This is a genomic window from Neisseria sp. P0008.S002, assembly GCF_051962805.1.
Classification (GTDB): Bacteria; Pseudomonadota; Gammaproteobacteria; order Burkholderiales; family Neisseriaceae; genus Neisseria; species Neisseria perflava.
This window is the reverse complement of sequence record NZ_JBQCUY010000001.1, coordinates 306850-330458: the sequence shown is the minus strand read 5'-3', so window position 1 is coordinate 330458 and position 23609 is coordinate 306850. Positions and strand designations below refer to the sequence as shown.

At 49.9% G+C, this 23609-nt stretch carries 23 protein-coding genes; 10 read left to right on the top strand and 13 right to left on the bottom strand.

Translation table 11 applies throughout. The annotated features are described in order from the left end of the window. The first annotated feature begins 2 nt into the window (after positions 1–2). A complete protein-coding gene (gene hflX / locus ACTHSA_RS01555) occupies positions 3–1163 on the top strand; it encodes a GTPase HflX (RefSeq protein ID WP_107868065.1) in 1161 nt (386 codons plus the stop codon). 68 nt (positions 1164–1231) lie between these two features. Here the strand turns inward: hflX and ACTHSA_RS01550 are convergent, their stop codons facing one another. Further along, a complete protein-coding gene (locus ACTHSA_RS01550) occupies positions 1232–1357 on the bottom strand; it encodes a hypothetical protein (RefSeq protein WP_003678791.1) in 126 nt (41 codons plus the stop codon). A gap of 360 nt (positions 1358–1717) precedes the next feature. Here ACTHSA_RS01550 and ACTHSA_RS01545 point away from each other — a divergent pair, with 360 nt between their 5' ends. Then, positions 1718–4204, top strand: coding sequence for a heavy metal translocating P-type ATPase (locus ACTHSA_RS01545; RefSeq protein WP_440367676.1), 2487 nt, complete (start codon positions 1718–1720; stop codon positions 4202–4204). A gap of 37 nt (positions 4205–4241) precedes the next feature. Further along, positions 4242–4682: a DNA polymerase III subunit chi gene (locus ACTHSA_RS01540; RefSeq protein ID WP_004519293.1), complete on the top strand. Its 441-nt coding sequence runs from the start codon at positions 4242–4244 to the stop codon at positions 4680–4682. 76 nt (positions 4683–4758) lie between these two features. On the opposite strand, the gene ACTHSA_RS01535 is transcribed toward ACTHSA_RS01540, so the two are convergent. The 7 genes from ACTHSA_RS01535 to rph all read right to left on the bottom strand — a co-directional run bounded on the left by ACTHSA_RS01535 (position 4759) and on the right by rph (position 9792). Next, complete coding sequence (locus ACTHSA_RS01535) at positions 4759–5193, bottom strand: hypothetical protein (protein ID WP_141744533.1); 435 nt, start codon at positions 5191–5193, stop codon at positions 4759–4761. Positions 5194–5380: 187 nt separating this feature from the next. Next, positions 5381–5791 carry a hypothetical protein gene (locus ACTHSA_RS01530; RefSeq protein WP_004519295.1) on the bottom strand — a complete coding sequence of 137 codons (411 nt, stop codon included), beginning with the start codon at positions 5789–5791 and terminating at the stop codon, positions 5381–5383. A gap of 94 nt (positions 5792–5885) precedes the next feature. Beyond that, the gene (locus tag ACTHSA_RS01525) at positions 5886–6209 is read right to left on the bottom strand and encodes a hypothetical protein (RefSeq protein ID WP_004519296.1); all 324 of its coding nucleotides are present in this window, start codon (positions 6207–6209) and stop codon (positions 5886–5888) included. A 68-nt stretch (positions 6210–6277) separates the two neighbouring features. Next, positions 6278–6604: a purine permease gene (locus ACTHSA_RS01520; protein ID WP_224783368.1), complete on the bottom strand. Its 327-nt coding sequence runs from the start codon at positions 6602–6604 to the stop codon at positions 6278–6280. A gap of 79 nt (positions 6605–6683) precedes the next feature. Beyond that, complete coding sequence (locus ACTHSA_RS01515) at positions 6684–7334, bottom strand: hypothetical protein (protein WP_440367671.1); 651 nt, start codon at positions 7332–7334, stop codon at positions 6684–6686. A 337-nt stretch (positions 7335–7671) separates the two neighbouring features. Then, a complete protein-coding gene (locus tag ACTHSA_RS01510; RefSeq protein WP_004519299.1) occupies positions 7672–8892 on the bottom strand; it encodes an aspartate kinase in 1221 nt (406 codons plus the stop codon). A gap of 171 nt (positions 8893–9063) precedes the next feature. Continuing rightward, positions 9064–9792, bottom strand: a complete 729-nt coding sequence (gene rph / locus ACTHSA_RS01505) for a ribonuclease PH (RefSeq protein ID WP_039861956.1) — start codon at positions 9790–9792, stop codon at positions 9064–9066. A gap of 138 nt (positions 9793–9930) precedes the next feature. Between rph and ACTHSA_RS01500 the strand changes: the two genes are divergently transcribed. Together ACTHSA_RS01500 and ACTHSA_RS01495 are read left to right on the top strand one after the other, a co-directional pair. Further along, entirely contained in the window at positions 9931–10818 is an 888-nt protein-coding gene (locus ACTHSA_RS01500) for a YicC/YloC family endoribonuclease (RefSeq protein WP_283116877.1), read from the top strand. A 205-nt stretch (positions 10819–11023) separates the two neighbouring features. After that, positions 11024–11974 carry a bile acid:sodium symporter family protein gene (locus ACTHSA_RS01495; protein WP_070608034.1) on the top strand — a complete coding sequence of 317 codons (951 nt, stop codon included), beginning with the start codon at positions 11024–11026 and terminating at the stop codon, positions 11972–11974. Between the two features lie 68 nt (positions 11975–12042). Here ACTHSA_RS01495 and ACTHSA_RS01490 read toward each other — a convergent pair whose 3' ends face one another. Beyond that, positions 12043–12588 carry a TIGR00645 family protein gene (locus tag ACTHSA_RS01490; RefSeq protein ID WP_004519303.1) on the bottom strand — a complete coding sequence of 182 codons (546 nt, stop codon included), beginning with the start codon at positions 12586–12588 and terminating at the stop codon, positions 12043–12045. A 196-nt stretch (positions 12589–12784) separates the two neighbouring features. Between ACTHSA_RS01490 and ACTHSA_RS01485 the strand changes: the two genes are divergently transcribed. Next, positions 12785–13555: a sulfite exporter TauE/SafE family protein gene (locus ACTHSA_RS01485; RefSeq protein WP_039862025.1), complete on the top strand. Its 771-nt coding sequence runs from the start codon at positions 12785–12787 to the stop codon at positions 13553–13555. A 49-nt stretch (positions 13556–13604) separates the two neighbouring features. Here ACTHSA_RS01485 and ACTHSA_RS01480 read toward each other — a convergent pair whose 3' ends face one another. The 4 genes from ACTHSA_RS01480 to ACTHSA_RS01465 all read right to left on the bottom strand — a co-directional run bounded on the left by ACTHSA_RS01480 (position 13605) and on the right by ACTHSA_RS01465 (position 19030). Continuing rightward, entirely contained in the window at positions 13605–15200 is a 1596-nt protein-coding gene (locus ACTHSA_RS01480) for a peptide chain release factor 3 (RefSeq protein WP_070588308.1), read from the bottom strand. Between the two features lie 213 nt (positions 15201–15413). Next, on the bottom strand, positions 15414–16556 hold the full coding sequence (locus ACTHSA_RS01475; RefSeq protein ID WP_049335376.1) for an NADH-dependent flavin oxidoreductase: 1143 nt from the start codon (positions 16554–16556) through the stop codon (positions 15414–15416). A gap of 118 nt (positions 16557–16674) precedes the next feature. After that, a complete protein-coding gene (locus ACTHSA_RS01470; protein WP_003745670.1) occupies positions 16675–17739 on the bottom strand; it encodes a 2,3-butanediol dehydrogenase in 1065 nt (354 codons plus the stop codon). A gap of 232 nt (positions 17740–17971) precedes the next feature. Further along, positions 17972–19030 carry a histone deacetylase family protein gene (locus ACTHSA_RS01465; protein WP_049335378.1) on the bottom strand — a complete coding sequence of 353 codons (1059 nt, stop codon included), beginning with the start codon at positions 19028–19030 and terminating at the stop codon, positions 17972–17974. Between the two features lie 177 nt (positions 19031–19207). On the opposite strand from ACTHSA_RS01465, the gene yajC reads away from it, so the two are divergent. From yajC to ACTHSA_RS01445, 4 genes are all read left to right on the top strand, one after another. Then, positions 19208–19474, top strand: a complete 267-nt coding sequence (yajC, locus tag ACTHSA_RS01460; RefSeq protein ID WP_003675720.1) for a preprotein translocase subunit YajC — start codon at positions 19208–19210, stop codon at positions 19472–19474. 75 nt (positions 19475–19549) lie between these two features. After that, positions 19550–21403: a protein translocase subunit SecD gene (gene secD / locus ACTHSA_RS01455; RefSeq protein WP_004519309.1), complete on the top strand. Its 1854-nt coding sequence runs from the start codon at positions 19550–19552 to the stop codon at positions 21401–21403. 3 nt (positions 21404–21406) lie between these two features. Then, positions 21407–22342, top strand: a complete 936-nt coding sequence (gene secF / locus ACTHSA_RS01450) for a protein translocase subunit SecF (protein WP_003686183.1) — start codon at positions 21407–21409, stop codon at positions 22340–22342. Positions 22343–22665: 323 nt separating this feature from the next. Next, positions 22666–23547, top strand: a complete 882-nt coding sequence (locus ACTHSA_RS01445; protein WP_049330901.1) for a carbohydrate kinase family protein — start codon at positions 22666–22668, stop codon at positions 23545–23547. Positions 23548–23609 lie beyond the last annotated feature (62 nt).

Here is a 23609-nt window from a genome sequence, read left to right as displayed (position 1 = left end):
TTTTGAGCAAGCGCAATCTGTTTTCCGTCGATAAATCTTTGGAAAAGCCCGAACGCGTCCTCTTGGTTGGCGTGATGCTGACGGCGGACTATTCCGGCGCAAACGAAACGCGCGAGCGCGGCTTTCAGACGGCCTTGACCGAAGCGGCAGAATTGGTAAACGCGGCCGGCGGTGATTTGGTTTCTATCGAAACTTCACGTCGCGATAAACCGCATCCGGCTTTGTTTGTCGGTACGGGCAAGGCGGAAGAGTTGGCGGCAGTGGTGAAGCAGCATGATGTCGGGCTGGTCGTGTTCAACCACGAACTCACGCCGACACAAGAGCGTAATCTGGAAAAAGAGCTTCAATGCCGCGTCCTCGATAGAGTGGGTTTGATTTTGGCGATTTTTGCCAAACGCGCCCAATCGCAGGAAGGTAAGTTGCAGGTGGAGCTGGCTCAGTTGAACCATTTGAGCGGACGGCTGATACGCGGTTATGGACATTTGCAAAGTCAGAAGGGCGGCATTGGCTTGAAAGGGCCGGGTGAAACCAAGCTGGAAACTGACCGCCGCTTAATCGGACAGAAAATTACGGCATTGAAAAAGCAGCTTGCCGATGTCCGCAAACAACGCGCCACACGCCGCAAATCGCGCATGAGCGGCCGTCTGAAAACCTTTGCCATTGTCGGCTATACCAACGCCGGAAAATCCAGCCTGTTCAACCGGTTGACCAAAGCGGACGTATTGGCGAAAGACCAGTTGTTCGCCACTTTGGATACCACCGCGCGTCGGCTTTTCCTGTCGCATGAGGCGAGCGTGATTTTGACCGATACCGTTGGTTTCGTTCGCGATTTGCCGCACAAGCTGGTGTCGGCGTTTTCCGCCACCTTGGAAGAGACGGCGATGGCGGATGTGCTACTGCACGTCGTTGATGCGTCCAATCCCGATTTTGAACGGCAGATGGACGATGTCAACGAAGTCTTGGAAGAAATCGGCGCGCATGAAATTCCGCAATTGGTGGTGTACAACAAAGTTGATTTGCTGCCGTCGGGTGTGCGTGAAGCAGGCATTTTGCGCGACAATTCCGGACATGCCGTCGGCGTGAATGTTTCCGTCGCCGAAAGTTTGGGCTTGGATGGTTTGCGCGAAGCGATGATTGAATTGGCCGTACAGCCAAGTGATTGATAGTATGGAATGAAACAAGGCCGTCTGAATATTCAGACGGCCTTACCGTAAAATTTTAAATCCGAGGATTATGCCGACAGAGGGCTTTTCTTTTTGAACACGCTTTCGTAAAGCATCCAAGCGGCGAGGCTCAGGTATACGGTGCTGGATAAAATGCCGATAACGGCAAAGATAGGCATAAGGCGATCAATCATGGTGAGGTTTCCCAATAAGTTAGTTTTATAAGTAAATGTGTGTTTTTTATTTCCGTCTTCGCGGAATGCCTAAAGTATGCTGCTTAAATGGATTGAGGTCAATAAAAAATATATTTGAATTTTTAAAAAAGTTCCATTTTTACATTAAAATAATTGGAAGTTTTTAAAGATAAACGGTATTTATATGTTACCGTTCATCATATGATAAACGGTCAATGCTTTGTTTTCCATATTTTTTATAAAACTCGACAGTCTATTAATTCAAAAGTAAATGAAATGAGGCGGAAAAACGCTTTTTGCTAAAATGTAACACCCTGGGACGGTTGTTTCAGGCCGTCTGAAAAATAAATCGAACACATTATGACATCTTCCACACATCCCCAAAAAAACTGTTTCCATTGCGGACTTGAAGTCCCGGAACATCTGCATCTGACGGTTCGTTTTGAAGACGAAGAACACGAAACCTGTTGCGCCGGTTGCCAAGCGGTGGCGCAGAGTATTATTGATGCAGGTTTGGGCAATTATTACAAACAGCGTACTGCAGACGCGGAAAAATCTGAATTGCCACCACCGGAAGTGTTGTCGCAATTAAAGCTGTACGATTTGCCCGAAGTGCAGGCTGATTTTGTCGAGGTTGGCGCAGGGGATGAGCGCGAGGCGGTGTTGATGCTGGGCGGCATTACCTGCGCCGCGTGTGTGTGGCTGATTGAACAGCAGTTGTTGCGTATGAAGGGCGTGGTGCGCGTGGATTTGAATTACAGTACCCACCGCTGCCGCGTGGTGTGGGACAGCGCCCACATCGAATTGTCGGACATTTTGCTGAAAATCTGCCAAACCGGTTATACCGCTGCGCCTTATGATGCGCAAAAAATCGAAGTGCAGGCGCAGAAGGAACGCAAACAGTTTATCGTCAGATTGGCCGTGGCCGGTCTGGGTATGATGCAGACGATGATGTTTGCCCTGCCGACTTATTTTTACGGCGGCGACATCGAGCCGCTTTATTTGGAAATCCTGCATTGGGGCGGCTTTTTGATGGTGTTGCCCGTTGTGTTTTATAGCGCGTTGCCGTTTTACCGCGGCGCGTGGCGCGACTGGAAAAACCGCCGTGTCGGCATGGATACGCCGATTGCCATTGCCATTGTGATGACCTTTATTGCGGGTATTTACAGTTTGGCCACCAACGCAGGGCAGGGCATGTATTTTGAATCCATCGCCATGTTGCTGTTTTTCCTATTGGGCGGGCGTTTTATGGAACAGATTGCCCGACGCAAAGCAGGCGATGCGGCGGAGCGGTTGGTCAAACTGGTTCCGGCATTCTGCCACCGTTTGCCGTCTTATCCGGAAAGCGAAGTCATCGAGGAAGCCGCAGTCGTCCGCCTCAATATCGGCGATACGATTGTTGTGAAGCCTGGCGAAGTCATTCCGGTGGACGGTACGGTTTTGTCCGGCGAAAGCGAAGTTGACGAAGCCATGTTGACCGGCGAAAGTTTGCCGATTGTCAAAAGGCCGTCTGAAAAAGTAACCGCCGGCACGCTTAACACCAGCAGCCCTTTAATCATCCGCACCGACCATACCGGTGGCAACACGCGCCTGTCCCATATCGTCAAACTGCTCGACCGTGCGCTGGCGCAAAAACCGCGTGCCGCCGAGTTGGCCGAAAAATACGCGTCCAGTTTTGTGTTTGGCGAACTTTTGCTTGCGATTCCTGTTTTTATCGGCTGGGCTTGGTATGCAGATGCGCACACCGCCTTGTGGATTACCGTTGCCTTGCTGGTCATTACCTGCCCATGTGCCTTGTCGCTTGCGACTCCGACTGCGCTGGCTGCTTCTACCGGTGCGCTTGCCAAAGACGGGATTCTCATCAGCGGCAAACAAAGCCTGGAAACGCTTGCTCAAATTGACGACGTCGTGTTCGATAAAACAGGTACGCTGACCAAAGGGCAGCTTTCCGTCAGCCGTATGTTGTCAGCAGGCCGTCTGAACGAAGTCCAAGCCCTTGCCGTTGCCCAAGCATTGGAACAGCAATCCGAACACCCCATCGCCCGTGCCATTTTGAACCATACGCTTTTAGACGGACCTGTATCCGCGCTTGATGTGAAAGTGCAGCAACGGGTCAACCGTATCGGACACGGTGTCAGCGCACAAATCGAATTGGATGGCAAAACCCAAGTTTGGGCTTTGGGCAAAGCGGCGTTTGTTTCGGAAATCGCCGGTAATCTGCCTGAAACATTTGCCCATATCGACCACACAGGCGGCATTATTTTCTTGGGCAATCAAAGCGGTTTTCAGACGGCCTTTTTGCTGGAAGACCAAATCAAAGACAGCGCCGCTGAAATGTTGCAAAACCTGAAACAACACGGCATCCGTCTGCACCTTTTAAGCGGTGACCGTCAAGCTGCCGTAGCCCAAGTCGCGCAAGAGCTGGGATTGGATGCCTATCGTGCCGAAGCCACGCCTGAAGACAAACTTGCTTATGTGGAAAATCTGCAAAAACAAGGGCGTAAAGTCATGATGATCGGCGACGGGATCAACGATGCCCCCGTCCTTGCCCAAGCCGACGTGTCGGCCGCCGTGGCCACGAGTGCCGATGTGGCGCGAGACGGTGCGGATGTGGTTTTGCTCAATGATGATTTGAACGTTTTGCCCGTGATGATGGAACAGGCACGCCGCACCCATCAAATTATCCGCCAAAACCTGACTTGGGCTAGCGCATACAATCTGGTTGCCGTTCCGCTGGCCGTGTTTGGTTACGTTACCCCGTGGATCGCCGCGCTCGGCATGAGTTTCAGCTCGCTGCTGGTGTTGGGCAATGCCTTGAGATTGTTGAAAACCAAAAAGGCCGTCTGAAACCGGCCAATCCATTGCCTAAACGAAAGAATACGCCATGCCTAAAGCCACTTTTTATACACACGTCGCCCGCCCGGCCGCCTTTGCCTGCCGCCTGATTGCGCGCGCCATACGCGATGGCGGGCAGATTTTGGTGTGGTCGGATTCTGCCGCGGCAGTGCAGCAACTAGACGTTGATTTTTGGCAGCAAATTCCCGAAAGCTTTATTCCGCATGAAGTCTGGCTGCCTACCGACCCCATGCCGTCTGAAACGCCGGTATTGCTTGCGTTTGGAAACGCATTGCCGAATATTTCGCAAGATTGCACGGTTTTGAACCTGTCTGCTGATTTCTGGAGCCAAGCCCCGGCCATTCCAAACCGTATCCTTGAAATTGTGGGCAACAGCTTAGAAGATTTGGCCGAAGCCCGAGACCGTTTTCGAGCTTATCGTCAGAGCGGATTTGAGATTGAGCATTTTTCGAGAGGAGGGAAGGATTGAGTGTTGGAGATATTCAAGGCCGTCTGAATATAAACAAAGGGACATTTTGATGATGTCCCTTTGTTTTTTAGATTGATTATCGGAAGGCTTCGTGCCATATACCATAAAACATGAGGCAACAGCAGAAAGAGTAGAAATAGTGGAAAAAGCGTTCAAAAAGGGAAGTATTGGCAAGATACCATTGAACAGACTGATGGTGGTGTTGGGGATTTTTGAGGATTAAGTTGGGGAAACGGACAATCGAAGGTACGGCAAGCAAGTCAAACAGATTGAGGAAGACTGTAACCGATAATGAAAAACCGATTGTCTCATGAAATACGTCGAATGGCTGTAATGACAGGGTGTGTGCAAATAGGGAGGTTAGGGCAGATTTGTTGGACATCCATAAATAAAACAGTCCACCGATAGACAAGTAAAGTGCCAAACGAATCCATATAGATAGCTTGCGTCGCAAATAGAGGATGAAGAATAAGTTGAGCAGGATAAAGAAAATAGGAAAAACTGATTTCATGGGTTTGTTTGCTTACAGTTTGGTATTTAAAGCTGCTAAGGGAAACGCATTATTGCTTGTATGAAGGGCTGCCTTAGGAAAAGACAGTCTGAAAAGGCCATTCTATTTTAGGCCGTCTGAAAAAGATTTGCGTAAGGGCAAGGGTTTCAGACGGCCTTAAGTTTTTTTGAAGTCAAAATCCGATGGTTTAGGATTCGGTTTTTGAGGCCGCATTGGCGAAATAGCGGTTGGATACCGGATTGAAGATGAGGAGCAGCAAAACAGGGTGGAGAATGGATTGAATAATGATTTGTTGAGAACTATAGCTCGCCATATCGCTATACACCATGATTAGCGAAGAGGCCGCTAGCACAATAGCCAGCCAACGGGCAGAACGGTTGCCTGAAAGCAGGCCGACAGCAATAAATACCGGTAAGGAAAGGAGGATGAAGTATAGGGGCATAGACAGCCACCAAGGCAGGAAAGGGAATGCCAAGGCTGCAACCTCTATCAGTAAATCGCCCGAATAAATCGCAAGAGCAACCGTAGTAAAGCAAGTAAGGGCAGTTATGATGAAATAGAGAACGGTGGCGATGGTAACAGGGACTGGACGTTTCATGTAATAAAAGCCTTGGAGGGGATATCGGGGATAAGGATTAAAATCGGTATTGGCCAAACCTTGTTATCGAAGGCGATGGCCGTCTGAAAGCAGGCTATTCGTCTTTCTCAAATGAAGAATGCTTGATAATGGCAGGCTGGAAGACTGCAACCAAATAGAGCATGATAGGAAGGATGAGATACGTAAAAGGAATATCTGCGCGAAATAGTGCAATCAGAAAGGCAAGGTATAAGGTCAGCAGGGCAAGGAAAATAATGCTCTTTTTCCATGTCGCTTGGCGGATTTCTTTTGCAGTTGGCTGCTTATAGCGGACTTTTTTGTGGCAGGTCGGGCATTCTTTAATGCTTTTCAGTCCTTTGAATGCACTACCTCGAATCGGATTGGAGCAATGCGGACAAAAAAATGGGGACGATTTCATTATTTTTTATTGGGCCGTATAAAGTATTGCCCATCCGGAAAAGTGGGTTGGATGGGCAAAGTATATGTTTATTCGTCTTTTTCAAAAGATGAAAGTTTGTTTTGAATCGGGATAATGTAGTAGACGAAAAAGCCGATAACTAATGCCATACTGATATATTGGGGGAATGTACCAAACAGGCTGATCAGTATTGCCGCTACGATGCAGACAACTACTACAAAAATAGCGAAAGGTTTCAGCAAAGCTTTGAAATATTCGCCAACAGGCGGTTTTTTGAATTTGACTTTTTTATGGCAGGAAGGACATTCTTTGACTGCGGCCAAACCTTTAACCAATCCGCCTTGGATCGGGGCATGGCAGTGTGGGCAGGGGAGTGAAGGGTTTAGATTATTCATTGTGTTCAACCTGACTTAGGGTTTGGAAAGGTGGTATCGATGTTGCCGATACCACCGATATTTATCGGAAACAATAGGCTTATTGGGAGTATTTTTTGCCTAAAGCTTCGGCAGCTTTTTGTACTTCTTGATTGGCTGCACGTAGGGTTTCTTGCAATTTTTGAGATTTTTCTTGGAAATCATTGGCAAATTTGAGCGAATCTTTATCTTTGCCGTTGATAGTCAGCTCAGAAACATGTTTGCCTGCATAAATCATCATGTTGTTGGCAGCACTGCTGACTTGTAATGCACGATCCAGAACTGCTTTGATTTCAGGATCTTTGATGTCGAGGGCAGCTGCGCTCTGATGGAATTGTTCCAGTGCGGCAGTCAGTTTGTTCATCTGCTCCAAAGCTTCTTTTTCTTTATTTTGGTTAGCCAAGTTTTGCAATTCTAGGCCTAGCTGAGTAATTTTTTGAGCTTCTTCACCAGTGGTGAAGTGAATGAATTTTTGCAATTCGGCAAGACCGTCTGGAGATTTTTTATCGGAAATGACGATAGGTTCGGCCAGTTTAGGATCTGCTTCCGGGAATTCGCTCAGAGCTTTTTCGTATTTGTTGGCAGAGCTAGATTCGCTTTGAGCAACTTGTTCTGCCGGTTTGTCGCTGCTGCCTTTATTACCGGAGTCGCCGCAGGCTGCCAGCAGGGAAGCGGTCAAGATCAGCATACCGAATTTGTTTAATACGTTCATATTAGGATTCCTTCTTAAGTTAGGAGAAAATTGGGGGAAATTTGTTTTTATTGATGAGCGTAGATAATTGTTTGTACTTTTGTCCTATTTTATTACAGATTTGTTTATTTTTCTCAAATTAGGTTAAGTGGTATGTTTTTGGAATTAAACGGCGAAGGTGGATGGTTGTAAAATATTGAATATATAATGAAATTAACAAGGGTAATAATAAGCCAGGCTACACTGTTTTGAGCTAAAGTTGATTTTTTTTATTAAGATGTTGTTGATTTATGTAATGGAAATAAAAAAGGCCTTCTGAAACAATAAAGTTTCAGAAGGCCTTTTTGACTGGTTGGAATTAGTTGCCTAAGTCGAATGCTTTGTGCAGAACGCGGGTAGCCAGTTCCATGTATTTTTCGTCAATCAGGACGGATACTTTGATTTCGGAAGTTGAAATCATTTGGATGTTGATGCCTTCTTCTGCGAGGGTGCGGAAGATTTTGGCGGCTACGCCGACGTGTGAACGCATGCCCAAGCCGACTGCGGAGACTTTGCATACGGTGTCGTCGCCGTCGATGTAGGCGGCGCCGATGCTGTCTTGGCGTTGTTGCAGGAGTTCGATGGTTTGTTTGTAGTCTCCGCGTGGAACGGTGAAGGAGAAGTCTGTTGTGCCTTCGCTGCCAACATTTTGGATGATCATGTCGACTTCGATGTTGGCATCGGCAACTGCGCCGAGGATTTGGTAGGCAACGCCGGGTTTGTCAGGTACGCCGCGTACGTTGATGCGTGCTTGGTTTTTGTCGAATGCGATACCGGTTACGGCTGCTCTTTCCATGTTGTCGTCCTCTTCAAAGGTAATCAGGGTGCCGTTGCCGCCATCTTGCAGGCTGCTGAGTACGCGCAGGCGCACTTTGTATTTTCCGGCGAATTCTACGGAGCGGATTTGTAAAACTTTTGAGCCGAGGCTGGCCAATTCGATCATTTCTTCGAATGTGATCGTGTCCATGCGGCGTGCTTCGGGTACGACGCGCGGGTCGGTGGTGTAAACGCCGTCTACGTCGGTATAAATTTGGCATTCGTCGGCTTTGAGGGCTGCGGCGATGGCAACGGCGGAGGTATCCGAACCGCCACGGCCGAGGGTTGAGATATTGCCTTCGCTGCTGATGCCTTGGAAACCGGCTACGATAACGACTTTACCGGCAGCCAAATCGGCACGCATTCTTTCGTCGTCGATGTTTTCGATGCGGGCTTTGGTGTGGGAAGTGTCGGTTTGGAGGGCGACTTGCCAGCCGGTGTAGCTCTTGGCGTCAACGCCGATGTCTTTCAGGGCCATGGCCAGCAGGCCGATGGTCACTTGTTCGCCGGTAGCGAGAACGACGTCGAGTTCGCGCGGATCGGGATGCTCTTGCATTTCGTGCGCCAGTGCGACCAGTCGGTTGGTTTCGCCGCTCATGGCGGATACGACGACTACGATGTCGTGTCCTTCGGCGCGGGCTTTGGCGACACGTTTGGCTACGTTTTTGATGCGTTCGGGCGAGCCTACTGATGTGCCGCCGTATTTATGTACGATTAACGCCATGTTTCGTGCTTTCTTGTGGGGGTTGTCGGGCAGCTTGGTTTGCTGGAAAAAGGGTTATTATTACTATTTTTTACATGGAATTCAAGGATAGAACGCGCTTTTTTGAGTAAATACGCATAAAGGGGTTTGGTTAAAAAAGGCCGTCTGAAAGTTTTCAGACAGCCTTGCTGATTATCGGGCCAAAAGAGCGGCCTGCTGGTGTTGAACCAATTCAGCAATGCCTTTATGCGCGAGGGCAATGAGTTTGCCCAATTCTTCGATGCTGAAGGGTGCGCCTTCGGCTGTGCCTTGGATTTCGATGATTTTGCCGGATGCGGTCATGATGATGTTAACGTCGCTGTCGCAGCCTGAATCTTCTGGATAGTCCAAGTCCAAAAGCGGTACACCGCCCACCACGCCGGCGGAAACGGCGGCAACGGCTTCACGGATGGGGTTTTCGCTGATAAGGCCGTTTGAAAGGAGTTTGTCTACGGCGATTTGCAGGGCAACGTAGGCACCAGTAATGGAGGCGGTACGCGTGCCGCCGTCGGCTTGGATGACGTCGCAGTCAATCAGGATTTGGCGTTCGCCGAGTTTTTCCATATCGACGACGGCGCGTAGAGAGCGGCCAATCAAGCGTTGGATTTCTTGTGTGCGTCCGGATTGTTTGCCCGCGGCGGCCTCGCGGCGCATACGGGAGGCGGTGGAAGCCGGCAACATACCGTATTCGGCCGTTACCCAGCCTTGTTCTTTACCGCGCAGGAACGGTGGGACATTTTCGTCGATGGAGGCAGTGCAAATCACTTTGGTGTTGCCGCACTCAATAAGGCAGGAGCCATCGGCATGGGGGAGGAAATTGGGGGTAATTTTGATGTCGCGCAGGCTGTCGGCGGCGCGGCCGGTGCGGGTGTAGTTACTCATGATGAACCTTTGGGGGGAATAAAAAATAGGTTGCCTTGAATTATAGAGGAATTTGGCACCAAAGGCCGTCTGAAAATCGTCGGTCGGGTGTGTTATAGTGTCCATACTTTCACTCGTATTTGGAAACGGAGTAAAACCATGGCTACAAGACGAACTATTCAAATCCACAGCATGACCGGCTTTGCCAATGCCGCAGGCGAATGCGGAGGCAAGCGGATTAATTTGGAAATCCGCGCGGTCAACCATCGTTATTTGGATGTTCAATTCCGTATGCCGGAAGAATTGCGTTATTTGGAAGGCGCGTTGCGCGAGCAGATTGCCGCGGCTGTGGCGCGCGGTAAATTGGAATGCCGCATCCAGCTGCAGGATGCCTCCTCGGGCGGACAGACTTTGGAGGTCAATCAGGATTTGGTTGCCCAACTGGCGCATTTGAACAAAGAATGGCGCAAGGAACACAATTTCGGCAAGCTGAGCGTGGCAGACGTTTTGCGTTTCCCCGGCGTTTTGGCAGGCCAGGGCGAAGATGCCGAGGCTTTGGCCAAAGGCGTTAAAGATTTATTGACCAGCGCTTTGAAAGAGTTTACAGCCGCCCGCAAACGCGAAGGCAAAAAACTGGGTGAGCACCTGCTGCAACGCCTGGATGGCATGGAAGAGATTGTGGACGCTTTGAACGAATTGTTCCCCAGCCTTCTGCAAGCGCATATGGATAAAGTCAAAACCCGTTTGGCAGAAGCCGTCGGCAATATCGACAACGACCGCTTGCAACAGGAATTTGCTTTATTCATCCAAAAATCCGATGTGGATGAGGAATTCAGCCGTTTGCGCACCCATATCGCCGAAGTACGCCGTATCGTTACCGAAGGCAAGGGCAGCGTAGGCAAACGTTTGGATTTCCTGATGCAGGAGTTGAACCGCGAAGCCAACACTTTGGGCAGCAAAGCCATCGCCGCCGAATGCACGCAAGCGTCGGTTGAACTGAAAGTCTTAATCGAACAAATGCGCGAACAGGTTCAAAATATCGAATAAATCGATAATGAACGGATAAAACAAGGCCGTCTGAAAAGGTTTCAGATGGCCTTTGTGTTGATATTGGGTGGAGTTAGTGTGGTTTGTTTTTAAACATTATTGGATGATGGATTTCCTGTTTCGTTACTGTCATTGCGCACAAGAGTTAATATGTGTTAAATTATGGCAATTATTGTCATGATAAAAACATACAAAGGAGTAAAATATGAACTTTCTGACCGCTATCAGTCGGCAAATGACCCGCTTCACCGCCTTGATTATCGTCCTTGCCTCCATCATCGCCTTTATCGAACCTGCCACTTTTTCGTGGGTGAAAGGCGATACGCAAGTCGTCGTACTCGGCATCATCATGCTCGGTATGGGCATGACTTTGGGCAAAGAAGATTATCAAATTCTGGCGCAACGTCCGCTCGATATTTTTATCGGCGCAATCGCCCAATACACGATTATGCCCCTGCTTGCCATCGGCATTGCCAGAGCCTTTGACCTCTCGCCCGGATTGACGCTGGGTTTGGTTTTGGTCGGCACCTGCCCGGGCGGCGTTTCGTCCAATATCATGAGTTTTTTGGCTAAAGGCGATGTCGCCTTTTCGGTCGGCATGACCACCGTCTCCACCGTCCTCGCGCCTGTGATGACGCCGCTGTGGATGACTTATTTGGTCGGACAAACCGTCGAAATGGACGGCTGGGGTATGTTCAAATTTATGCTGCTCGTTACCCTGTTGCCTGTCGTTATCGGCTCTGCCGCCAATATATTGCTGCATAAAAAACATTGGTTTGAAGACGTGCGCGCGATTATGCCTGCCGTTGCCGTTGTCGCGTTTGCCTGCATCGTTGGCGGCGTTGCTGCTGTTCACGGCCACCGATTTGCCGAATCCGCCTTGGTTATGGTACTCGCCATCGCTGCCCACAACATCGGCGGCTACATCCTCGGCTATTACAGCGGCGCGCTGACCGGCATGAATACCGCCAAAAAACGCACCCTTGCCATCGAAGTCGGTGTACAAAATGCCGGACTTGCCACCGGTTTGAGTGCTAAATTCTTCCCCGGTAATGCCGAGTCCGCCGTTGCCGCCGCCGTTGCCTGCGTTTGGCACTCTGTATCGGGAACGGTTTTGGGCAACTTGTTTGCCTGGTGGGACAAGCGTAAGCAATGAGCTGTAAACATTGCCAGATAACAAAAGGCCGTCTGAAATATTTCAGACGGCCTTTTGATTGCTTTTTATCAATGCGCTTTATGCGTCGTGCTGTACACGATTTTGTCCGTTAAAGCCATGGCGAGGGCAGAAATCAGGAAGCAGATGTGGGTAATACATTGCCACATGATTTGTTTTTCCGACAGATTGGCGGCGTTGAGGAAGGTTTGCAGCAGATGGATGGAGGAAATGCTGATGATGGACATCGACAGCTTAACCTTTAAAACCGAAGCATTGACATGACTGAGCCATTCGGGCTGGTCGGGATGTTCGTCAACATGGAGGCGGGAAACGAAGGTCTCGTAACCGCCGACAATGACCATGGTCAACAGGTTGGCAATCATCACGACATCAATCAGGTTCAATACGGCGATCATGATGGTGTTTTCATCCATGATGCTGAAATTGGATACCAAGTGCCACAAGGATTTGAGGAACTTACAGGCATAAATGACTTGGGCGATAATCAAGCCTATATAAATCGGCAGTTGCAGCCAGCGGCTGGCAAAAATGAAATGCGCGAAGATGCCCATTCGGTCGTGGGCTGTGCGTTTGGTCGGGGTGGAATGTTCCATAAAATGTGTTGTGTGTAGGAAAGATAAGGGGCGGCATTTTAATGGAAAAATTTTTAAGCCGCAATTTGAGCGGTTGAATTTAAAAAGAAAGGCCGTCTGAAAACAGGATATCGTTCCTTGTTTTTCAGACGGCCTTGTAGGTTGTCAGGACAGGCAAATACGCGCAAAATCGCTTTGCTTTTTAGAGATGGACATTATGCTTGCAGATTCGTTTTTTTATTATCTGGTGTTGGTCGGCTTTGCCGCAGGGCTGATGGATGCGGCGGTTGGCGGAGGCGGGCTATTGCAGATTCCCGGATTATTCAACCTATTGCCAAACGCTACACCTGTGGCCTCGGTAATGGGTGTCAATAAATTTGCTTCCTGCTGCGGCACGCTGACTGCGACGGGGCAATACCTGCGCCGAATCCCCGTGCCGTGGAAAATGCTGCTGCCTGCCGCGGTGTTGGCATTTGTCGCTTCATATTTGGGCGCGAAAACGGTGGTGTATTTCCCCGTGCAATACATGAAACCGACGATGTTGGTCATCATGATTGCCATGTGTCTGTACACTTTTTTGAAAAAAGACTTGGGACAGACGGTGCGCACTGAAAAGCTGACGCGCCGCGAAACTTTATGGGGCTTATTTTTCGGCGCGTTAATCGGGTTTTACGACGGCGTGTTCGGGCCGGGAACGGGCAGCCTGCTGGCTTTTGTGTTCGTCCGCTTTTACGGCTATGATTTTTTAGCGGCTAACGCCTCGGCAAAGGTCATCAATTCGACCACCAATCTTGCTGCGCTGACGTTTTTTATTCCGCAAGGCCATGTTGTGTGGGCATGGGCGATACCGTTGGCGGTGGCGAATTTGTGCGGCGGCGTGGTCGGCGCGCGCTTGGCAATGCGCGGCGGAACCAGGCTGCTGCGTTATGGGTTTATGTTGCTGCTGTGCCTGACCATCGGAAAGTTTGCTTGGGATTTATTGGGTTGATATCGAATGAAAAAAAGGCCGTCTGAAAGTTTCAGACGGCCTTTGCGTTTTACAGTTTAACCGAATGCTCGCGCGTTTCGTGGAACACGATGTCCGGCCAGCGTTCCTGCGTCAGGTTTAAGTTGACGCGGTTAGGCGCAAGGTAGGCGAGGTTGCCGCCTGCGTCTATCGCCAGATTGCCTGCGTTAGCTTTTTCAAATTCCGCCAGCTTTTTCTTGTCTTCGCACGATACCCAGCGCGCCGACCAGATGGATGCGCTGTCGAACACGGCTTCTACGCCGTATTCGTTGGCCAGCCGCGAGGTAACGACTTCAAACTGCAACACGCCGACCGCGCCCAAAATCAAATCTGCGCCGCTCATCGGTTTGAAGACTTGTACCGCGCCTTCTTCGCCGAGTTGCTGCAAACCTTTTTGCAGTTGCTTGATTTTCAGCGGATTTTTGATGCGGACGCTGCGGAACAGTTCGGGTGCGAAGAAGGGAATGCCGGTAAATGCCAGTTGTTCGCCTTCGGAGAAGCTGTCGCCGATTTGGATGTTGCCGTGGTTCGGGATGCCGATGATGTCGCCGGCGTAGGCTTCTTCCACCAGCTCGCGGTCGTGCGACATGAAGGTTACCACGCTGGAGGCGGCGATTTCGCGGTTGATGCGCAGATGTTTCATCTTCATGCCGCGCTCGAATTTACCGGAGCAGACGCGCAAGAAGGCGATGCGGTCGCGGTGTTTCGGGTCCATATTGGCTTGGATTTTAAAGATAAATCCGGAAAACTTCGGCTCATCTGGCTCGACCATGCGTACGGTCGCATCGCGCGGTTTCGGCGCAGGCGCCCATTCAATCAATGAATTGAGGATTTCCTGAATACCGAAGTTGTTAATTGCCGAACCGAAGAACACGGGCGTGAGTTCGCCGGCGAGGAATTCGTCGAGATTGAACTCGTTGGAAGCCGCCTGCACCAATTCGATTTCGTCGCGCAACTGTTGGATTTCCAACGGAAAGCGTTGTTCCAATTCGGGATTGTCGATGCCTTTGATGATGTCGAACTCGTGCGGCAGGCGTTCACCGCCCGCTTCAAAGAGATAGATTTCGTCGTTCAGGATGTGGTACACGCCTTTGAAGTTTTTGCCCATGCCGATTGGCCAAGTTACGGGCGCGCAGCGGATTTGCAGGATGTTTTCTACTTCGTCCAAGAGTTCCAGCGAATCGCGCACTTCGCGGTCGTATTTGTTCATGAACGTAACAATCGGCGTATTGCGCAGGCGGCAGACGTTCAAGAGTTTGATGGTTTGCGCTTCCACGCCTTTTGCCGCGTCGATGACCATCAAGGCGCTGTCGACGGCGGTCAATACGCGGTAGGTATCTTCGGAGAAATCTTGGTGTCCCGGCGTGTCCAAGAGGTTGACGGTATGGTCTTTGTAGTCGAACTGCATCACGCTTGATGCCACGGAAATGCCACGCTGCTTCTCGATTTCCATCCAGTCGGAGGTGGCGAATTTGCCGGTTTTCTTGCCTTTTACCGTACCCGCGCTCTGAATCGCGCCTGAAAACAGCAACAGTTTTTCGGTCAGCGTGGTTTTACCCGCGTCAGGGTGGGAGATGATGGCAAACGTGCGGCGGCGGCGCACTTGGTCGAGGATTTCTTGGGACATGGTTTTCTTTGCAAAAAGTTTCAGGCCGCTTTTTCAGACGGCCTGAAGGGTATGGGTGTTGGAAAACAGGCTAAAATAAGGGCGTGTGCGACACGCCCTGCAATAGATTGAAAGATGCGGAATTGTACAAAAAAATGCTTGATAATTCAATGTTTGCACCAAACCAAAGGCCGTCTGAAAAGTTTCAGACGGCCTTGTGCTATGAATCGATGATTAAATATCCATCGGTTTCCATTCCGCGCCTTTTACCGGCGGCAGCCATGATTGCGTACCGCTGGAGGCAAATCCCCACAAGGTGTCGGGGAGGCCGTAATGGTCGGCGCGTGTCGGGTCGAGTTGCGTTTCGATTTCAGCTTCGCGGCCTTCGCGGATTTGCGTGGCGATGTGCGGATTAATCATCACGGTTTTGCCCAAGGCGATAAATTCTGCCCAGCCGGTTTCATAGGCGGCCAAAATTTGGTCGGCGGTAAACAGGTTGCCCACGCCGATAAGCGGCAGTTTGCCGTTGATGCGTTCGTGGATAAACTGCATACGGGTTTGGGCGGTATCGCCGCCGCGACGGATTTTTTTATCAAATTCCCACAGGGAAACGTGCAGATATTGCAGCGGTTTTTGTACCAATGCGTCAATCAGTGCGCCGGTTTCGGTCATGGTTAAGCCGTCTTCGCCCGGCTCTTCGGGGGAGAAGCGGTAGCCGATAATGAAATCGTCGCGCTGGTGTTTTTCTCGGACGGCAACCACGGCATCGACAACGGCCAGCGGGAAGCGCATTCTGTTTTCCAAGCTGCCGCCCCATTGGTCGTTGCGGCGGTTGCTTTGGGCAGAGTAAAACTGTTGGATTAAATAGCCGTTCGCACCGTGGATTTCCACGCCGTCAAAACCGGCACGAAGCGCCAAATCGGCGGCTTGCGCATAAGAGGCGATGAGTGCTTCGACTTCTTCTGCGGTCGCTTCGCGTGCGTGTTCGGCTTCGTTGGCGGAAGCGCTGATTTTGTCGAGACCGTCCAAAAGGTCATCAATGGCTTTGGAACCGCCGTGATGGATTTGCAAAATCGCTTTTGTGCCTTGTTGTCGCAGGATTTGTGCGGTTTCTTTCAGGCTGTCGAGGCAGTGTTCGCCTGTGGCTTCAGGTTGGCCGTGAAAGGCTTTGCCGTCTTTTTGAACCAAAGTGGCGGCCGTGATAAACAGGCCCATATCGCCTGCGCGGTTGCTGAGGAAGGTACGCTCTTGGTCGCTGATTAAACCGTCGGTTTGTGAACCGAAATGGGTCATGGGGGCGACGGCAAGGCGGTTTTTGATGGTTACGCCGTTATTGAGGGTGTATGTTTGAAAGAGTGGGGCGTATTTTGGATTCATGAGATTTTGCTCTTGATAAGTGAATGGTTGGCAGAGGATTGGGCCATTCGGGAATTTATCAAGTAAACAGGCCGTCTGAAAAGTTTCAGACGGCCTGTTTATTCTTTAAGCCTTAGGATTAAAGATTAGGATTAACAATGATTTTTACTGCGGATTCATTGTTGTGGATCAAGCGCTCGAAGCCTTCGGAAATCAATTCGTCCAGTTTGATGCGTTGGGTGATGAAAGGCTCAAGGTTGATTTTGCCTTCTTCAACCAATTTGATGGTTTCGGCGTGGTCGTTGCAGTAGGCGATGGTGCCGCGCACGTCCAGCTCTTTCATCACAACGCTGTGGACGTTGATGGTAGCGGGGTGGCTCCAAATGGATACGATGACGACTTTCGCAGTCGGACGGCATGCTTCGACCATGGTGTCCAGCACTTTGTTGACGCTGGTGCATTCGAATGCAACGTCTACGCCTTCGCCGTTGGTCAGTTTTTTCACTTCTTCAACGACATCGACTTCGGATGGGTCGAGGATGTAGTCGGCCACGCCGGCTTCGCGTGCTTTGTCTTTACGCGCTTTGCTCAATTCGGTGATGATGACTTTGATGCCTTTGGCTTTCAGTACGGCAGCCAACAGCAAACCGATTGGGCCTGCGCCGCCGACCAATGCGACGTCGCCTTCTTTCGCGCCACTGCGTACATAAGCATGGTGGCCGACAGACAGAGGCTCAATCAAAGCAGCTTGGTCCAATGGGATTTTGTCGGAAATAGGGTGTACCCAACGGCGTTTAACGGCAATTTTTTCAGACAAGCCGCCACCGCAGCCGCCCAAGCCGATGAAGTTCATGTCTTTGGAGAGGTGGTAGTTGCTGCCTTCGCCGGTCGGTACGTCGTCGCGGATGATGTAGGGTTCGACAACAACGTGTTGACCGACTTTGATGTCGTCCACGCCTTCGCCTACGGCATAAACCACGCCGGAGAACTCGTGACCCATGGTGACTGGCGCAGACTCGCCGGAGATTGGGTGCGGATGGCCGCAAGGCGGAATGAAAATCGGGCCTTCCATGAATTCATGCAGGTCTGTACCGCAGATACCGCACCAAGCAACATTGATGCCGACAGTACCCGGAGCTACGGTTGGCTCGGGAATGTCTTCGATGCGGATGTCGCCTTTGTTATAAAAACGTGCTGCTTTCATTGTAACGCTCCTTTTTTAAAGTGGAGGCCGTCTGAAAAAGACGGTCAATTGGGGAAAGGGAAGCAGTGTGGCGTGTGAAATGTTTTTATTGATATGTTTTATGTTTGTTATTTTACTACTGATAATATGGAAATGGTTTGTCTTTGCTCAAATTAAAGTTTGTAAATGAAAAAAAAGGCCTTCTGAAATGGATAATCTGTTTTCAGACGGCCTGGGCAATAGTTTGAATGCGTTATGGTGTAGGATTGTTACTTTTGCCGCGCTTCAGATGCTTTTGGTAGGCGATGACGTAATCGGCCTTGCTTAAGCCCGCCAATACGCGGATGTGGGCGGCGGCGGATTTGGACATGGATTCCAAGGTATAGCCGCCTTCCAGCACGGAAACAACACGTCCTTGGCAGCTTGCCGTTGCTTGGACGATTTTGTGCGTCAGCCAGGCAAAATCGGCTTCATGCAGGTTCAGACGGCCTGTTTCGTCTTGTTTATGCCCGTCAAAACCTGCCGAAAGCAACACCAACTCGGGGCGGAAGGCCGTGAGCTTGGGCAGCCATTGTTCGCGGATGGTCGTGCGGAAGATACGGCTGCCTGTGCCTGGTTTGAGGGGCGTATGCAGCATATTTTTATTGCCGGCGTATTGTTCCGCCTGAGGGAAGGGAAAGATATCGGTTTCAAACAGGTTGAAAAACATCACGCGCGGATCGTCTTGGAGAATCTCCGCCGTTCCATCGCCGAAGTGGACGTCGAAATCGATGACGGCGATGCGTTGCAAGCGGTATTGGGCAATGGCGTGCATCACGCCGGTGGCGGTGTTGTTGATCAGGCAAAATCCGCCGGCGCTGTTGCTGTGGGCATGGTGGCCTGGCGGGCGGATGGCGCAAAAAGCATGCCAGGCTTTTTTATTCATCACCATATCGACTGCCTTGACAACGGCTCCGGCCGCAAAACGGGCGGCTTGAAGGGAGTCGTGGCAGATGACCGTATCGTCATCGATGCGGTGGATTTTGCCGGGGAGCGGCTGGGCGGCTTCCAACTCGTGCAGATAGTTGCGCGAGTGGACCAATGCCAGCTGCGCATCTTTGATTTCCGGTGCTTCGGTGGTTTGCAGGCGACGCCAAATGCCTTCTTGTTTTAAGGCAGTTTGAATGGAGCTGATGCGTTCGGGCCTGTCGGGATGGTTAGGCCCCGGCTGGTGCTGTAGGAATATCGGATGCGAAATCCATACGGTGCGGGCGTTTTTGCCAAACAAACGGCGTAGGCGGGTGCTGATGCGCCAAAGGATTTTTTTGAACATGGAACAGTATGTGTCGGACAAGTCGTAAAGACTGCTAAATATGGTTAATAAATACGGAAATACTTGGAAATTTTTCAGACGACCTTTAGAATAGCTCAATTTTACAGTCCAACCAATGTATTTGATTGCAGTGTGCAGTTTTTTACTTAATCTAAAACTTGAAAGAACGGATATATTATGAATCAAGCAGTGGCTCAATTTGCCCCTTTAGTGCTGATCATGGTGGTGTTCTACTTCCTGATTATGCGTCCTCAACAAAAGAAATTCAAAGCGCACCAAGCGATGTTGGCCGCTTTGAAAGTCGGCGATAAAGTCGTTTTGGCGGCAGGCTTCAAAGGCCGCGTGACCAAAGTCGGCGAGCAATTCTACACTGTCGACATCGGTCAAGGTGCGAAAATCGAAGTGGAAGTTGAGCGCAACGCGATTGCCGCGAAAGCCGAATAATCCGTTTTTTTGCAAAAAGCCGCCTCATTTTCCGAGCGCGGCTGTTTGCCTTTATAAATAAAGCAAAGGTTTACCATGAACCGTTATCCTTTATGGAAATACCTGCTGATTGCGTTCACGATTGTGGTTGCGGCTGTTTACTCGCTGCCCAACCTTTTCGGTGAAACGCCTGCCGTACAGGTATCGACCAACCGACAAGCCATCGTTATCAATGAGCAAACCCAGTCTAAAGTGGATGCCGCGCTGAAACAGGCAGGTATTCAGACTGATGGTATGTTCATCGTCGACAACTCGCTGAAAGTGCGTTTCAAAGATACCGAAACGCAACTGAAAGCGCGCGACGTCATCGAAAATACTTTGGGCGAGGGCTATATTACCGCGCTCAACCTGTTGGCAGACAGCCCTGAGTGGATGGCGAAAATCAAAGCCAATCCGATGTTCCTGGGTCTGGACTTGCGCGGCGGCGTGCATTTCACCATGCAGGTGGACATGAAAGCCGCGATGCAGAAAACGTTTGAACGTTATTCCGGCGATATCCGCCGCGAATTGCGCCGCGAAAAAATCCGTACCGGCACGGTGCATCAGACTGAAAACGGTCTGACCGTGCCTTTGCAAGATGCTGCCGATGTACAAAAAGCCTTGCCTCAGTTGCAAAAATTGTTCCCTGAAGCCACGCTGCTGCCGGACGGTAACAATATCGTGCTGACTTTGTCTGAAGAGGCAATCAATAAAGTACGTTCTGATGCAGTTAAACAAAATATCAATACGTTGCACAACCGTGTGAACGAATTGGGCGTAGCCGAACCGGTTATCCAACAATCCGGCCTTGACCGCATTGTCGTACAGCTGCCGGGCGTGCAAGATACTGCCAAAGCAAAAGATATTATCGGTCGTACTGCGACTTTGGAAGTGCGTATGGTGGAAGACGATCCGATCAAACTGCAAGAAGCTTTGAACGGCAATGTGCCGACCGGTTACGAATTGCTGTCAAGCGGTGGCGATCATCCGGAAACTATCTTGGTCAACAAACAAGTTGAACTAACCGGCGACAACATCAACGATGCGCAACCTAGCTTTGACCAAATGGGCGCGCCTGCCGTGAGCCTGAGCCTGGATAGTGCGGGCGGCAGCATTTTTGGCGAATTGACTTCGGCCAATGTGGGTAAACGTATGGCTATGGTGTTGATCGACCAAGGTAAATCCGAAGTCGTGACCGCGCCTGTCATCCGAGCCGCCATTACCGGTGGCCGCGTGGAGATTTCCGGCAGCATGACGACAGCCGAAGCCAACGATACTTCATTGTTGCTGCGCGCCGGTTCGCTGGCCGCGCCGATGCAGATTGTCGAAGAACGTACCATCGGCCCGTCTTTGGGTAAAGAAAACATTGAAAAAGGTTTCCACTCTACCTTGTGGGGCTTTGCCGCTGTTGCTGCATTCATGGTGATTTACTATCGCTTGATGGGTTTCTTCTCTACCATTGCCTTGAGTACCAATATCTTGTTTTTGGTGGGTATTTTGTCTGCCATGCAGGCAACGCTGACCTTGCCGGGTATTGCCGCCTTGGCTTTGACCTTGGGTATGGCGATTGACTCCAACGTGTTGATTAATGAACGTATCCGTGAGGAACTGCGTGCCGGTGTCGTACCACAGCAGGCCATCAACCTCGGTTTCCAACACGCTTGGGCAACCATTGTCGATTCCAACTTGACCTCCCTGATTGCCGGTATCGCTTTGTTGGTATTCGGTTCCGGCCCGGTACGCGGTTTTGCGGTTGTACACTGTATCGGTATTCTGACTTCGATGTATTCATCCGTGGTCGTGTTCCGTGCTTTGGTCAACCTGTGGTACGGCCGTCGCCGCAAATTGCAAAATATTTCCATCGGTTCGGTATGGAAGCCGAAAGCTGAAATGGCAGAAGGCAAGGAGTAAAACATGGAATTATTTAAAATCAAACGTGATATTCCGTTTATGAGCTACGGCAAACTGACGACTTTTATTTCGTTGGTTACGTTTATCGCCGCCGTGTTCTTTTTGGTAACCAAAGGCCTGAATTTCTCCGTCGAATTTACAGGCGGTACGGTGATGGAAGTCCAATATCAGCAGGGCGTGGATGTGAATAAAACGCGCGAACGCCTCGATACGCTGAAAATGGGTGATGTACAGGTTCAGGCCTTGGGTACGAATAAACACATTATGATTCGCCTGCCGAACAAAGAAGGCGTAACGTCTGCACAGCTGTCCAACCAAGTGATGGATTTGCTGAAAAAAGACAACCCTGACGTTACCTTGCGCCAAGTCGAATTCATCGGCCCTCAGGTTGGTGAAGAATTGGTTACCAATGGTTTGATGGCATTGGGCTTCGTGGTGGCAGGTATTATTATTTACTTGTCCATGCGTTTTGAGTGGCGTTTTGCAGTATCCGCGATTATTGCGAATATGCACGATATCGTGATTATTCTCGGCTGTTTCGCCTTCTTCCAATGGGAATTCTCATTGACTGTCTTGGCAGGTATCTTGGCTGTTTTGGGTTATTCCGTAAACGAATCTGTGGTGGTATTTGACCGTATTCGCGAAAACTTCCGCAAGCCGCATATGCGCGGCCACACTGTGCCGGAAGTCATCGACAACGCGATTACTGCAACCATGAGCCGTACCATCATTACCCACGGTTCGACCGAGGCAATGGTTGTTTCTATGCTGGTGTTTGGCGGTGCAGCCTTGCACGGTTTCTCTATGGCGCTGACTATCGGTATCGTGTTCGGTATTTACTCTTCCGTATTGGTTGCCAGCCCGCTCTTGCTGATGTTTGGCTTGAGTCGTGAGAACATTGCCAAAGAAGTGAAGAAAAAAGAAGAAGTTGTAGTTTAATCGCTGCAATGCTGCGATAAAGGCCGTCTGAAAATTGATTGAATCAGTTTTCAGACGGCCTTTTGTATTTAAATTTCAGAATATTTTGTTTTAATGAAACAGGAGGGGATAAATGTGAAAGAAAAAGAAAAAATAGGAACAATATAATTTTGTGATGAATCAAGTTTATTGTCTGATATTCCCTTAATTGCTTGTCAGTCCCAATATTTTAAAACATAATACTTTTGCCCCCGATGCTGGAGTTTTACTACAAGTACATGATTTGCAAAAATCTGTCGGGTGTGCAGACCCAGCCAATCAACCTCAAAAAAGGAAGGCCAAGAATGAAAGTAACCAGTTTCGGCGAAGTGCTGTGGGACGATTTTCCAAACGGAAAGGTATTGGGTGGTGCACCCCTAAATGTTGCTGTCCGTTTGCAGTCTTTGGGTATCGATGCTGTCATCATCAGTCGTCGCGGCGATGATGCCGATGGCGAGGAATTGCTACGTCAAATTCAAAGTAAAAACGTCAATACTGATTATTTGCAGGTTTGTCACGAATGTGCGACCAGCTTGGTGAAAGTACACTTGGACAAGTCTGGCAGTGCGTCTTATGAGATTGTTTATCCTTGCGCGTGGGACAGGATTGCGGTTGATGATGCGGCAATCAAACGTGTGGCAGAATCAGATGCTTTCGTTTTTGGCAGCTTGGCAACCCGCGATGAAGTTTCGCGTAAAAGCTTGGCGGTTTTGCTGAAAGAAGCCAAATTCAAAATTTTTGACGTTAATCTGCGTAAGCCTCATTACGATATTGACCGCTTGCTTGAGACCATGAAACAGTCCGATATGGTCAAACTCAATGATGATGAGCTGTATGAGTTGGCTGCGGCTTACGGTTCTCCTTATCACAGTATCGAACAAAATATCGGCTACCTCGTTGAGCTGACCGGCGTCAAAATCTTGTGTGTGACTTTGGGTAGTCATGGCGCGGTTTTGTATAAGGACGGCGAGTTGTACCGTCATTGCGGTTTCCGCGTCAAAGTGGTGGATACTGTCGGCTCCGGCGACAGCTTTCTTGGTGGTTTGACTTACAAGCTGCTCAATAATGCGCCTCCTCAAGAAGCCATTGCTTTTGCTTGTGCGCTGGGTGCATTGGTGGCTTCACGTCATGGCGCGACGGCGGATATTTCTTTGGAAGAAGTTGAAGCGTTTATGAATCCTGCTTGATATTTTGACAAGAGACATAAAAAGGCCGTCTGAAAACCATTAAATCAGGTTTTTCAGACGGC